Genomic DNA, 12215 nt, shown 5'->3' on the forward strand with positions numbered 1-12215 from the left:
TGGCATGACCACGGCCAGCGCGGACGGCATCGCGTACCTCGATCTCGCGGACCCGGCCTTCGACGTCACCTCCGACGTCGTGCACCGCGCCCGCCAGGCGAACTGGTACGCCCGGACCCCGTACGGGTGGGCGATCCTGCGCTACGACGAGGGCACCGCGATCCTCAAGGACCGCAGGTTCCAGCAGGGGAACGCGCGCTGGCCCGCGCAGAACGGCATAGACGACGGCCCGTTCGCGCAGTGGTGGGGCGAGACGCTGCTGAGCCTGGAGGGCACCGACCATATGCGCCTGCGGCGCCTGCTCGGACCGGCGTTTCGCAGTCGTGCCATCGAGCGGATGCGGCCGCAGTTCCAGGCGCTCGCGAACGAGCTGATCGACGCCTTCGCCGCGCGCGGGCGGGTGGAGTTCATCTCCGAGTTCGCCGAGCCGTACGCGGCCCGCATCCTGTGCCTGCTGCTGGGGCTGCCCGACGACGAGTGGAGCCGCGTCGCGCACTGGGCCGACGATCTGGGCAAGTCCTTCGGCATCCGGATCCGTCGCGACCTTCCGCGCATCGAGGCGGCCCTTGCGGGACTGACCGGCTACGTGGAGCAGGTGATCTCCGACCGGCAGGCGCACCCGCGCGACGATCTCGTCACGACGCTCCTCCTCGCCCACGAGGACGACGACGCCCTCACACGGCGGGAGCTGAGCGTCTCGCTCGTCTTCCTCGCGTTCGCCGGGATGGAGACCACGCGCAACCAGCTCGGGCTGGCGCTGCAGACCCTGCTGGCGCGCCCCGACCAGTGGGCGCTGCTGGCCGAGCATCCCGAGCTCGGCGGACGCGCCGTCGAGGAGGTCATGCGCGTGAACCCGACCGTGACGTGGGTGACCCGCGAGGCCGTCGAGGACGTCGACCTCGACGGGCTGCACATCCCGAAGGGCGGGATCGTGCAGGTGCTCTCGCACGCCGCGGGCACCGATCCACGCGCGTTCGGCCCCGACGCGGGCATCGACCTCGCCGTGGAGCACCGCCCGCTGCACAGCGGGTTCGGCGGCGGCGTGCACCACTGCCTCGGGCACTTCGTCGCGCGCACCGACATGAGCGTCGCGCTGCCTCTGCTGGCGCGGCGGATGCCGGGGGCCGAGCCGGACGGCCCGGGGGAGTGGTTGCCGGTCTCGGGCAACACCGGCGCGGTCCGGTTCCCGATCCGCTTCCGCGCCGCCGTGGCGTCTTGACCCGGCATCCCTCTCTCTGCTGCCCGCCCTCTCTCTGCTGCCCGCCCTCCCTCTCTCCCCCTCCCTCTCTCTCCCTCTCTCCCTCTTCCTCTCTCCCCTCGCGAGTCATTGCTCTGGCTCGCGAGTCACTGCCTTGCTCGCGAGTCACTGCCCTCCAGCACAGTGACTGGTGGTTTGGGCAGTGACTCGCGGGGCAGGGTGGGCGGATGCCGGGTCGTGGGGGCGGCCTCGATAGACTGGGGCGTAATCCCCGCGCAGAACAAGGGAGCGGCCATGCCCGGAATCGTGATCGTCGGCGTCCAATGGGGCGACGAGGGCAAGGGGAAGGCCACCGATCTTCTCGGCGACCGCACCGACTGGGTCGTCAAGTTCAACGGCGGCAACAACGCGGGCCACACGGTGGTGATCGGCGACGAGAAGTATGCCTTGCACCTGCTGCCCTCCGGCATCCTGACCCCCGGCGTGAACGCCGTGATCGGCAACGGCGTCGTGGTCGACCTGGAGGTGCTGTTCTCCGAGCTGGAGGCCCTCAACGCCCGCGGCGTGGACACCTCGCGGCTGCGCGTCAGCTCCAGCGCGCACGTCATCACGCAGTACCACCGCACGCTCGACCGCGTGACCGAGCGGTTCCTCGGCAAGCGCATGATCGGCACGACCGGTCGGGGCATCGGCCCGACCTATGCCGACAAGATCAACCGCGTCGGCATCCGCGTGCAGGACCTCTTCGACGAGAACATCCTGCGCCAGAAGGTCGAGGGCGCGCTCGACCAGAAGAACCACCTGCTCGTGAAGGTCTTCAACCGCCGCGCGATCACGGTCGATGAGATCGTCGAAGACCTTCTCCTCTACACCGAGCGGCTCCGCCCGATGGTCGCCGACACCTCGCTGCTGCTGAACGAGGCGCTCGACGCGGGCGACGTCGTCGTGTTCGAGGGCGGTCAGGCCACGATGCTCGACGTCGACCACGGGACCTACCCGTTCGTGACGTCGTCGTCGGCGACCGCGGGCGGCGCCTCCACCGGCGCGGGTGTCGGCCCGAACCGGCTGGATCGCATCGTGGGCATCGTCAAGGCCTACACGACCCGGGTCGGGTCGGGGCCGTTCCCGACCGAGTTGCACGACGAGCAGGGCGAATGGCTGCGCAGCCGCGGATTCGAGTTCGGCACCACGACCGGGCGCCCGCGCCGGGTCGGCTGGTACGACGCTCCGGTCACGCGCTACGCGACGCGCATCAACGGCATCACCGACCTGGTGCTGACCAAGCTCGACATCCTCACCGGGCTGGAGCGCATCCCGGTGTGCGTCGCCTACGACGTCGACGGCGAGCGCGTCGAGGAGGTGCCGGTCAGCCAGACCGACTTCCATCATGCGACGCCGATCCTGGAGTACTACGAGGGCTGGACCGAGGACATCTCCGAGGCGCGCACCTTCGACGAGCTGCCTCGCGCGGCGCGCGAGTACGTGCTCGCGCTGGAGGCCATGAGCGGCACGCGCATCTCGGTCATCGGCGTCGGCGCCGCGCGCGATGCGGTCATCGTGCGCCACGACCTCGTCGACTGATGTCGCGGCTGCTGGTCGGCGGGTACACCGGCAACCGGGCGCGGCGTTCATAACTCAGGCAATACCCGCGATTGCGCGGGTATTGCCGGGCGGCAGCGGCGTTCTGCCTGAATTATGCGCACCCCACCGGGACGACATCCCGGCGGGACGGTCGAACCTCAGTCCGTCTTGGCGTCCTGCCGCGGGATGAAGACGCGTTTGACGATCAGCAGGATCGACGCGGTGACCGGGATGGCCACCAGCGCGCCGAGGAGCCCCATGAGGGTGCCTCCGACGAGCGCGCCGATGACGACGAGCGAGCCGGGCACCGAGATGGTCTTGCTCATGACGCGCGGGGTGAGGACGTATGCCTCAAGTTGCATGTAGACGAGGTAGCCCGCCGCGAAGATCAGGGCAGCGAGCGGGTCGGCGAAGACTGCGATGAGCGTGCCGATGCTCCAGAACAGCACGGTACCGACGAGCGGGATGATCGTGATGACGAACGCGACCACACCCATCAGCAGCGGGAACGGCAGGCCCAGCACCGTGTAGAGCAGGAACGACACGACCGCGTTGGCGGCGGCGAGCACGACCATGCCGCCGAGGTACCCGCCGACCGATGCCGTGATCTCCTCGGTCAACTCGGAAACGAGCGGCCGGTTGCGGGCCGGGGCCAGCCGGTAGAACGCCTGCTTCATCTGCGGGAGGGTGGCGAGGAAATACAGGCTCAGCACGATGATGATGACCAGGCCCGAGATGGTCGTCGCGATCGAGACGCCCACCTGAAGCACGCCGCCGCCGATCGTGGCGATGTTCCCGGGGTCGGTGATGAACTTCTGCACCTCGGCCAGGAGCGCCGGCGCCTGATCGCCGAGGTTGGCCTGCAGCCACGCGAACAGATCGGTGTGCCGGAAGTCGGCGACCATCGACGGCAGGTCCTCGACGAACTGCGCGATCTGGGTCACGACGGTCGGGATGATCAGCCACAGCACGGCCACCAGCGCGAGCGCGAACAGGAAGTACACGATCACGATCGACCACGTGCGGCTGATGCCGCGCGCGCCCAGGCGCCGCACGATCGGGTCGAGCCCGAGGGCGGCGAACAGCGCGAACGCGATGTAGATCCAGATGGTGGCGAGGCTGCTCAGCGCGGCGGCGAGGCCGATCGCGACCAGACCGCCCAGCGTGACGAAGAACCCGGTCGGGAACGGGCTGTGAATGTGCGTCCACAGCGCGTGCGTCGGCTCGCCGGCATCCGCCTCGGTGACCGCGCTCGCGGCGTCGGGCGCCGAGGCGGCCCGCGGTCGGCGCAGCAGCCGCGAGGGCTTGCGCGGGGCGGACTCTGCGGGGCCGGTTCCCTCGGTCATGCTCAACACTCTAGGGCTCGGGGCGTGTGCGCATGGGCGCACGCCCCGGACGAGCGGGTAGTGTCGGGCCGGGAGGAATCATGACCGACGCACAGGACGAGCTGCGAGAGCTCCGCGGGAGCATCGACAACATCGACGCGGCGCTGATCTTCGTGCTCGCCGAACGCTTCCGCCGAACGAAGCAGGTCGGCCTGCTCAAGGCGCGGCACGGGATGCCGGCATCCGACCCCGCGCGGGAGGAGCAGCAGATCGCACGCCTGCGCCGGCTGGCCGTCGAGGCCGACCTCGACCCGGAGTTCGCCGAGAAGTGGTTCAACTTCGTGGTGGCCGAGGTCATCCGCCACCACACGGCCGCCGCCGAGCAGCACCCGTGACGGGCGGGTCCGCCCCGGGCAGGGCCGGGACGGACTCCGCAGGTCACGGGATGGCGCGACGGAGGATCAGGTACGACGCGCCCGCGAGAAGGGCGGTGGCCACGAGGCCCCACGCGGCAAGGCCGAGCGCGCCCTGCGTCATGATCCACGCGGCCACGCCGCCCCAGGCGTCCGCGCGAGAGATCAGCCAGAGGATGCCGAGGATCGCCGCCCCCGCGGCGATGAGGACGAGCGTGAGTCCCATGGCGCCGAAGCGCTTCCAGATCGTCGCGCACGCGAAGCCGATGACGAACAGCAGCATCGCGCCGGAGAAGTAGGCGAGGCCTGCCGCGAGCGGACCCGCCTGCCAGATCCATTCCAGATAGAACATATAGCCGTTGAGGCCGAAGCCGTTCGTGGCCTGTTCGAGGAGTCCGCCCAGCACGAAGATCGTCGCCAGCACCGCCGAGGCCACGGCCGCGGTGAGCAGCGTGCCGAGATAGAACTCGCGGCGCGTGACGCTCATCGCCTGCGAGAAGGGGAAGGTGAGGGTCAGCGACTGGATGCCGACGGCGAGGAAGTACCACAGCGGTCCCTGAGCGGCCCCGCCGACCTTGACGCCGTGCACCCCGGAACTGATCAGAAGGGCGTAGATCGCCAGGCTGATGACCAGGCATCCGCCCAGGATGATCAGCGGGATCCAGATGAACGTCTGCCGGTTCACCAGCTGCATGCGGACGACGTTGAGCGTGCGGCTCATCGGAGTGCTCCTTCGGTGTCGGATGCCGCGTCTTCGGCGGCATGCTGGGTGAGGCGGACGATCAGTTGCTGCAGCGACACCGGCGCCACCTCGAGGCCGTCGTCGGCCAGTCGCCGGCGATCGTCGGTGGTGAGGGCGCCGAGCACCGTGACCGATGCCACGCGCCCGAGCGTCTCCCGGTGCAGCACCTCTCGGCCCGCGACGAAAGCGTCGACCGCGGCGGCGTCGCCGATGATGGTCGCGGCGCGGCCGCGGACGGCATCCGTCTCGTCGTCCATGATGATGCGGCCGCGGTCGATCACGAGCACCCGTTCGATGAGGTTGGCGACCTCGTCGATGAGGTGGCTGGAGAGGAGGATCGTGCGCGGATGCTCGGTGTAGTCCTCCAGCAGCCGGTCGTAGAAGATCTGCCGGGCGACGGCGTCGAGGCCGAGGTACGGCTCGTCGAAGAAGGTGATCTCGGCGCGGCTGGCCAGGCCGATGATCACGCCTACCGCCGAGCGCTGCCCGCGCGAGAGCTTCTTGATGCCCTTGCGCATCGGCAGCTGGAAGTCGGCGACGAGGCGGTCGGCGAGCTCCTGGTTCCAGTGCGGGAAGAACAGTCGGGCCATCGCGAGCGCGTGCCGCGCGGTCGCGTCTTCGGGGTACTTCTGGCTCTCGCGCACGAAGCACATGCGTCCGAGCACTGGGGCGTTCTCGTACGGGTCCTCGCCGAACACGCGGACGGTGCCGCTGGTCGCGAAGTTCTGCGCGGTGAGGATCGACATGACGGTGGTCTTGCCGGCGCCGTTGCGGCCGAGGAGGCCGTAGATGGTGTTCTCCTCGATGGAGAAGGTGACGTCGTCGGCGGCGACGGTGTCGCGATAGCGCTTGGTGAGGCCTTCGACCTCGATCACGGTGGTCATCGTGTCGTTCCTTCCGGGCGGGTGGTCAGTGACGCGGCGCGCTCGCGCAGCAGGGTCACGAGGTCGTCAGGGGACAGGCCGAGCGTGCGCGCCTCGGCCAGGAGCGGCTCGACGTAGCGGTCGGCGAAAGCGGCGCGGCGTTCGCCGCGCAGCAGTGCGCGCGCCCCCGGGGCGACGAACATGCCGATCCCGCGACGCTTGTACAGCACGCCTTTGTCGGTGAGCATGGCGATCCCTTTCGCAGCGGTGGCCGGGTTGATGCGGTGGAAGGCTGCGAGTTCGTTCGTGGACGGCGCCTGCGAGTCCTCGGCAAGGCTCCCGTCGATGATGGCGTCCTCGATGCTCTCCGCGATCTGCAGGAAGAGCGCGCGGCCTTCGTCGATCACATCAGCCTCCTTGGTTACTTACTTGACTAACTAACCATGCAACAGTCTGGCGCGGATGTCAAGCCCTTGGCCGATGCGGGGTTCCGCGACTCGGTCTGCGGGGTCTGTCGGTCGCCCGGCCCGCGTGGTGTGTCGGTCGCGTGGCCCGCGGGGTGTGTCGGTCGCGTGGCCCGCGGGGTTCTGCCGGCTGCCCGGCATGCGGCTCTGCCGGCTGCCCGGCCTGCGGCTCAAGCTCCGGCGGCCACGGCGCGCGAGACCTCCCGTCTGCACCGTTTCACTCCGGATTCCGGTGCAGTTGTGCAGTCTCGCGAGACCTCCGGTGTGCACCGTTCTGGCGGGGAATGTGGTGCAGACGGGAGGTCTCGCGGGACCTCGGGCCTGCAGAATGGGCCGTCGGCGTGATGGTCGCAGCAGCGGCGCGTGCGCTCAGTCGTCGAGCGGGGCGGATGCCGCATCGGCTATGCCGTTCCCGTGTGCGGGGGACGCGGCATCCGGTCATAGGTGGGTCGGGGGAGCGGCATCCGGTCGTGCGCTCGTCGGGCGCGCGGTGAGCGGAAGGGCCACCTTCTCCTCGAGGATCACCAGCGCCTCGTCGGAGACCGCGATGAGCCCGTCGAGCTCGTCGCGCACGCGCTTGTACGCGACCTGCCGCTCGGCGGGGGTCGCCGCGTCGTCGACGGCGATCGTGAGCAGCTGCTTGGCCTTGTCGAGACGCTTGCGCTCCAACTCCGTGAAGCCGGAGTCCTTGACACGCTTGGCGTCGCGCTCGGCGAGGTCGAACGCGACCTCGTAGTCGGTCACCGCGGTGCGGTACTCGGCCAGCTGCTCGGGTGTGACCTGGGCCTCGGCGGAGGCCGGACGCAGCCCGTCGGCGACTTTGCGGGCGCGGATGAAGGCTGCCGTCAGCGGCTGTCGACCATCGCTCATCGCCGGGTAGGAGATGAGCTTCGCGACGTCGAGCTCGTACTCGAGCCAGCGCGCGGTCACGCGGTCGTGGATGGCGAAGAGCTGCTCCAGCTGTGTGGGAATCGGCGAGGGACGCGTGATCGGCTTCGGGTCGGACACCGTCGCCACCTGCGGCAGGCTCGCGGCGCGCAGCTCCGCCTTCGCCTTGAGGATCTCCAGCCGACGGCGATGGCGGCGGCCGGACAGATAGTCCCAGCGTCGGACGAGCCCGCCGACACCGGCGGCCAGCGGGAACACCAGCCACCAGTAGTTGCCGGCGAAGATCCAGAACTGGTCCACGGGTGCCATGCTAGTCGCCGCGCCGGACTGGCCGGGCCGACGCCGATTCGCCGTTTCTGCCGGGCTCCGACCGGTGTCTCGGCGCGAATGCGTCCCGCTTACAGGCTCAATCGACGCCTGCCCGAGCGCGAGGCCCGGAATCACGCGGGAGCGCGAGACGGCCCGTCACATCCAGCCTGTAAGCGGGACGCATTGCGGTCGAGCCTCGCCGGGTTCGACTCGCGGGACGGGGCTCAGGGGCGCCCGCGCCGGTCCGTACGCGCTGGCACCGGCCAGGGTTCGGTCGAAGGTGTCGGGCCGGCCGTCGGTGTGGGGCTGGCCGTCGGTGTGGGGCCGGCCCGAGCATCGGGGTCGGGCGCGGCATCGGGGCCGGGCGCGGCTCCGAGGGCCGACGCGGCCGGCCCGTGCACGGCGTCACCGTGACCGGCCGACGCCGCTGCTTCGGCGGAAGTCGGCTCCGGGTTTCGGGACGGTGCGCGGGTCGAGGACTCCATCCGGGTGGGCGCGCGGCGGTTCGACGTGCTGTCGGATCCTGCGGAGGTGCTGCGTCCGGCGGCCGCGCCGCGTCCGGCGGGCGCGCTGTGCTCGGCGGCCGCGCCGTATCGCGCGGCCGTGCTCTCCGTCGCGCGCGCGATCGCGGCGGCCGACCGCGACACGATGGTCTGGGCGACGGTGGTCCACGGCGCCCCGGAGCGGTCGGCCGGGTCTGGCGCCACGGAGCCGGTGGCGCGGGCCTGCCGCCACGCCTCCTGCTCGGCTGCGACGAACGCGGTCTCCAGGCGCGACACCGACTCCCGGTACTGTGCGAACCGGGCCGGGCTGATCCGCTCCGTCGCAGAGGCCGGACGCAGCCGCTGCGCCTCCCGATAGGCGGTGAGGTAGGCGGCCACGGTCGGCACGCGCGCGTCGCTCATGGTCGGGAACGCGATGAGCTTCGCGGGATCGGTCTCGTACTCCAGCCAGCGTGCGGTGACCGCATCGTGGATCGCCAGCATCCGAGCGAGCGGAAGGGCGGACGGGTCGCCGCCGCGGGGAAGCGACTGGCGCTCCGCGGTCACGCGTGTGCGCCAGACCCGCGTGCTCGCCGTCGCGGCCTTCGCGTCGTGCTGCGCGGTTTGCAGGCGCCGGCGCGCCGCGGCGACGTCGGCGGGCGTGGCGCGGGATGCCGCGCGTTCGGCCTGCGCGCGGGTCAGCTCCGCGCGCGCGATACGCACCGCGTTGCGCGCGGCCACGGCCTCGGTGTGCGAGCTGCGCAGCGCATGCCTGGCAGCGTCGTAGCCGAGCCGACGGGCGCGTCGCCCGCCGCCGAGGCGGCGCAGGCCGATGACGCCGAGCGTTCCCGTGCCGATCGCCGCCGGCCCGATCCACCACCACTCGGCCAGTGCTGCCCAGAGCGGATCCACGGCGTCATCGTACCTGTCCGCGCCGGCAGCCGGCAGCGTGAAGCTCAGCCGAACAGCAGCGAGAGCACCGTGGCACCGCCGCCCATGAGGATCAGCGCCGCGATCACGATCCACGCCACGACCTTCGTGCGACGTGTGCGCGTTTCGGCGAAGTCGGCGTACTCGTCCTGGTCGGTCACGGTCCCATCCTATGGCGGGCTGCAGCGCCGGCCGGAGGCCGGTGCCCACGGCATCCCGCTTCAGTCGGCGCCTCTGGTCGCCGGATGGGCTCGCGCCTGGGTGGGCGCGTCTCGCCGTCATGGCGCGAGTCGGCGGCAGGTTGCGCCCACCCGAGCGTGGAGGCCTGGCTGTCTGTCGACTTCGGTGGGCGCATATGGTCGCGTCGGGGCGCGTGGGCGGCAGAGTGCGTCAGGTGAATGCGGGGTGCGGATGCCGTCTGGCCTTCGGTGGGCGCATATGGTCGCGTCGGGGCGCACTGGCGGCAGGATGCGTCAGGTGAATGCGGGGTGCGGGTGCCGTCTGGCCTTCGGTGGGCGCACCTGGCCGCGCCGGGGCGCGTTGGCGGCAGGATGTGTCAGGTGGGCAGGCTATCGGGATGCCCGGCCGGCTCGGCCACCGTCGCGCCGAACACGGCCGGCAGGGTGCCCGTCGACAGCGCCCGCAGCTCTGACAGCGGCATCGTGAACACGTCCTGCACCTCCAGCGCCGGTTCCTCGTGCGCGGGCAGATCGGTGACGCCGATGCGCAGCACCGGGTAGCCGCGTCCTTCGCACAGGCCCCGGAACTTCACGTCGTCCTCGCGCGGCACGGTCACGATCACGCGGCCGGTGGACTCGCTGAACAGGGCGGTCGCGGCATCCACCCCGTCGCGCTCCATGATCTCGCGCAGCCACACGCGCGCGCCGACGCCGAAGCGCAGCACGCCCTCGGCGAGGGCCTGGCCGAGTCCGCCGGCGGAGAGGTCGTGGGCGCTGGAGACGAGCGACTGCTGGGATGCCGCGTGGATCAGCCGCGCGAGCCGCTTCTCGTTCGCGAGGTCGACCGCGGGCGGGCGTCCGCCGAGGTGGCCGTGCACGGTGCCGGCCCAGGCCGATCCGCTGAGTTCGGGCGCGGTGACGCCGAGCAGGTAGATGTTCTCGCCGGCATCCTGCCACCCCGACGGGATGCGCCGGGCGACGTCGTCGATGATCCCGAGCACGCCGACCACCGGGGTCGGGAAGATGGGGGTGTCGCCGGTCTGGTTGTAGAAGCTGACGTTGCCGCCCGTGACCGGGATGCCGAGTTCGAGGCATCCGTCGGCGAGGCCGTCCACGGCCTGCTCGAACTGCCACATGACCTCGGGATTCTCGGGGCTGCCGAAGTTGAGGCAGTCGGTGACCGCGGTCGGTTCGGCGCCGGTGACGACGACGTTGCGGTACGCCTCGGCGAGGGCGAGCTTCGCGCCCTGGTAGGGGTCGAGCTGGCAGTAGCGGCCGTTGCAGTCGGTCGCGATCGCAAAGCCCAGGCCGGAGGTCTCGTCGACCCGGATCATGCCGGCGTCGTCGGGGAACGACAGGGCCGTGTTGCCCATCACGTAGTAGTCGTACTGGTTGGTGATCCACGAGGTGTCGGCGAGGTTCGCGCTCGACAGCAGCTGCGCGAACTGCACGCGCAGCGTCTCGGGGTCGTCGGTGCGGGGGAGGGCCGTGGCGGAGTCGTCGCGGAGCGCGTCGATCCAGGTCGGGTAGGCGACGGGGCGCTCGTAGACGGGGCCGTCGACGGCCACCGTGGAGGGGTCGACGTCGACGATCTGCTCGCCGTGCCAGAAGATCTGCAGGCGCCCGTCGCCGGTGACCTCGCCGAGGACGCTCGTCTCGACATCCCACTTCTCGGTGACGGCGAGGAAGTCGTCGAGCTTGCCCGGAGCGACGATGGCCATCATGCGCTCCTGGCTCTCGCTCATGAGGATCTCCTCGGGCGTGAGCGTGGGGTCGCGCAGCAGCACCTTCTCCAGATCCACGCGCATGCCCGACCCGCCGTTGGCGGCCAGCTCGCTGGTCGCGCACGAGATGCCCGCCGCTCCCAGGTCCTGGATCGCCTCGACCAGCTCGTCGCGGTAGAGCTCGAGGCAGCACTCGATGAGCACCTTCTCGGCGAACGGGTCGCCGACCTGCACCGCCGGACGCTTGGTGGGACCGGTGCTGTCGAAGGAGTCGGATGCCAGGATGCTGGCGCCGCCGATGCCGTCGCCGCCCGTGCGCGCACCGAACAGGACGACCTTGTTGCCGGTGCCGGACGCGTTGGCGAGCGTGAGGTCCTCGTGGCGGAGCACGCCGACCGCGAGAGCGTTGACGAGGGGGTTGCCCTGGTAGACCGCGTCGAACACGGTCTCGCCGCCGATGTTCGGAAGGCCCAGGCAGTTGCCGTAGAACGAGATGCCGCTCACCACGCCGTGCACGACGCGCGCCGTGTCGGGGTGGTCGATGGCGCCGAAGCGCAGCTGGTCCATCACGGCGACCGGGCGGGCGCCCATCGAGATGATGTCGCGCACGATGCCGCCGACACCGGTCGCGGCACCCTGGAACGGCTCGATGTAGGAGGGGTGATTGTGCGACTCGACCTTGAAGGTGACCGCCCAGCCCTCGCCGACGTCGACGACGCCCGCGTTCTGGCCCATGCCGACCATAAGCCGGGTCTTCATCTCGTCGGACACCTTCTCGCCGAAGCGGCGGAGGTAGATCTTGCTCGACTTGTAGGAGCAGTGCTCGCTCCACATGACCGAGTACATGGCCAGCTCGCCGCTCGTGGGGCGCCGGCCGAGGATCGTCTTGATCTGCTCGTACTCGTCGGGCTTGAGGCCGAGCGCGCCGTACGGCTGCTCCTTCTCGGGCGTTGCGAGCGCGTTGTCGATCGTGTCGGCGACGGGACGCGCGGCCGTGGTCGCTGGCTGGAGGGTGGTCACGCGGCTGTGCTCCAAGATCGGGGATGCCGGACGGGACAAGTCTAGTTGCGTGGTCGGACACGGCATCCGCCTGTGTGTCGCTGCGCTGAGTCCGTAC

The 12215-nt window shown here is 70.6% G+C and carries 11 protein-coding genes; 3 read left to right on the forward strand and 8 right to left on the reverse strand.

Features of this window, described 5'->3' with window-relative positions; all coding sequences use genetic code 11:
• The first annotated feature begins 4 nt into the window (after nucleotides 1–4).
• On the forward strand, nucleotides 5–1219 hold the full coding sequence (locus QM641_RS02350) for a cytochrome P450 (RefSeq protein WP_415113047.1): 1215 nt from the start codon (nucleotides 5–7) through the stop codon (nucleotides 1217–1219).
• Nucleotides 1220–1492: 273 nt separating this feature from the next.
• Nucleotides 1493–2779 carry an adenylosuccinate synthase gene (locus tag QM641_RS02355; RefSeq protein WP_415113049.1) on the forward strand — a complete coding sequence of 429 codons (1287 nt, stop codon included), beginning with the start codon at nucleotides 1493–1495 and terminating at the stop codon, nucleotides 2777–2779.
• A 158-nt stretch (nucleotides 2780–2937) separates the two neighbouring features.
• Here the strand turns inward: QM641_RS02355 and QM641_RS02360 are convergent, their stop codons facing one another.
• Nucleotides 2938–4125, reverse strand: coding sequence for an AI-2E family transporter (locus QM641_RS02360; protein ID WP_415113051.1), 1188 nt, complete (start codon nucleotides 4123–4125; stop codon nucleotides 2938–2940).
• A gap of 80 nt (nucleotides 4126–4205) precedes the next feature.
• On the opposite strand from QM641_RS02360, the gene QM641_RS02365 reads away from it, so the two are divergent.
• Entirely contained in the window at nucleotides 4206–4499 is a 294-nt protein-coding gene (locus QM641_RS02365) for a chorismate mutase (protein WP_415113053.1), read from the forward strand.
• A gap of 43 nt (nucleotides 4500–4542) precedes the next feature.
• Here the strand turns inward: QM641_RS02365 and QM641_RS02370 are convergent, their stop codons facing one another.
• From QM641_RS02370 to purL, 7 genes are all read right to left on the reverse strand, one after another.
• Nucleotides 4543–5238, reverse strand: a complete 696-nt coding sequence (locus QM641_RS02370) for a hypothetical protein (protein WP_415113055.1) — start codon at nucleotides 5236–5238, stop codon at nucleotides 4543–4545.
• Nucleotides 5235–6143 (reverse strand): ABC transporter ATP-binding protein, encoded by a 909-nt coding sequence (locus QM641_RS02375; protein WP_415113057.1) that lies wholly within the window; start codon nucleotides 6141–6143, stop codon nucleotides 5235–5237. The genes QM641_RS02370 and QM641_RS02375 overlap by 4 nt, the downstream gene beginning before the upstream one ends.
• Nucleotides 6140–6529, reverse strand: a complete 390-nt coding sequence (locus tag QM641_RS02380; RefSeq protein WP_415113059.1) for a GntR family transcriptional regulator — start codon at nucleotides 6527–6529, stop codon at nucleotides 6140–6142. The genes QM641_RS02375 and QM641_RS02380 overlap by 4 nt, the downstream gene beginning before the upstream one ends.
• Nucleotides 6530–7024: 495 nt before the next feature.
• A complete protein-coding gene (locus tag QM641_RS02385; RefSeq protein ID WP_415113061.1) occupies nucleotides 7025–7774 on the reverse strand; it encodes a hypothetical protein in 750 nt (249 codons plus the stop codon).
• Between the two features lie 233 nt (nucleotides 7775–8007).
• Nucleotides 8008–9177 carry a hypothetical protein gene (locus tag QM641_RS02390; protein ID WP_415113063.1) on the reverse strand — a complete coding sequence of 390 codons (1170 nt, stop codon included), beginning with the start codon at nucleotides 9175–9177 and terminating at the stop codon, nucleotides 8008–8010.
• 44 nt (nucleotides 9178–9221) lie between these two features.
• Nucleotides 9222–9356, reverse strand: coding sequence for a hypothetical protein (locus QM641_RS02395; protein ID WP_415113065.1), 135 nt, complete (start codon nucleotides 9354–9356; stop codon nucleotides 9222–9224).
• A gap of 395 nt (nucleotides 9357–9751) precedes the next feature.
• The gene (gene purL / locus QM641_RS02400) at nucleotides 9752–12184 is read right to left on the reverse strand and encodes a phosphoribosylformylglycinamidine synthase subunit PurL (protein WP_415113067.1); all 2433 of its coding nucleotides are present in this window, start codon (nucleotides 12182–12184) and stop codon (nucleotides 9752–9754) included.
• Nucleotides 12185–12215: the final 31 nt, after the last annotated feature.

It is taken from the genome of Microbacterium sp., assembly GCF_047605725.1.
In the GTDB taxonomy this organism is placed as follows: Bacteria; Actinomycetota; Actinomycetes; order Actinomycetales; family Microbacteriaceae; genus Microbacterium.

Bases quoted from the DNA above. Each gene is read 5' to 3' on its own strand.
- QM641_RS02355 (WP_415113049.1), top strand. From the start codon at position 1,493: ATGCCCGGAATCGTGATCGTCGGCGTCCAATGGGGCGACGAGGGCAAG.
- QM641_RS02375 (WP_415113057.1), bottom strand. From the start codon at position 6,143: ATGACCACCGTGATCGAGGTCGAAGGCCTCACCAAGCGCTATCGCGAC.
- QM641_RS02365 (WP_415113053.1), top strand. From the start codon at position 4,206: ATGACCGACGCACAGGACGAGCTGCGAGAGCTCCGCGGGAGCATCGAC.
- QM641_RS02350 (WP_415113047.1), top strand. From the start codon at position 5: ATGACCACGGCCAGCGCGGACGGCATCGCGTACCTCGATCTCGCGGAC.
- purL (WP_415113067.1), bottom strand. From the start codon at position 12,184: ATGCCGTGTCCGACCACGCAACTAGACTTGTCCCGTCCGGCATCCCCG.
- QM641_RS02370 (WP_415113055.1), bottom strand. From the start codon at position 5,238: ATGAGCCGCACGCTCAACGTCGTCCGCATGCAGCTGGTGAACCGGCAG.
- QM641_RS02360 (WP_415113051.1), bottom strand. From the start codon at position 4,125: ATGACCGAGGGAACCGGCCCCGCAGAGTCCGCCCCGCGCAAGCCCTCG.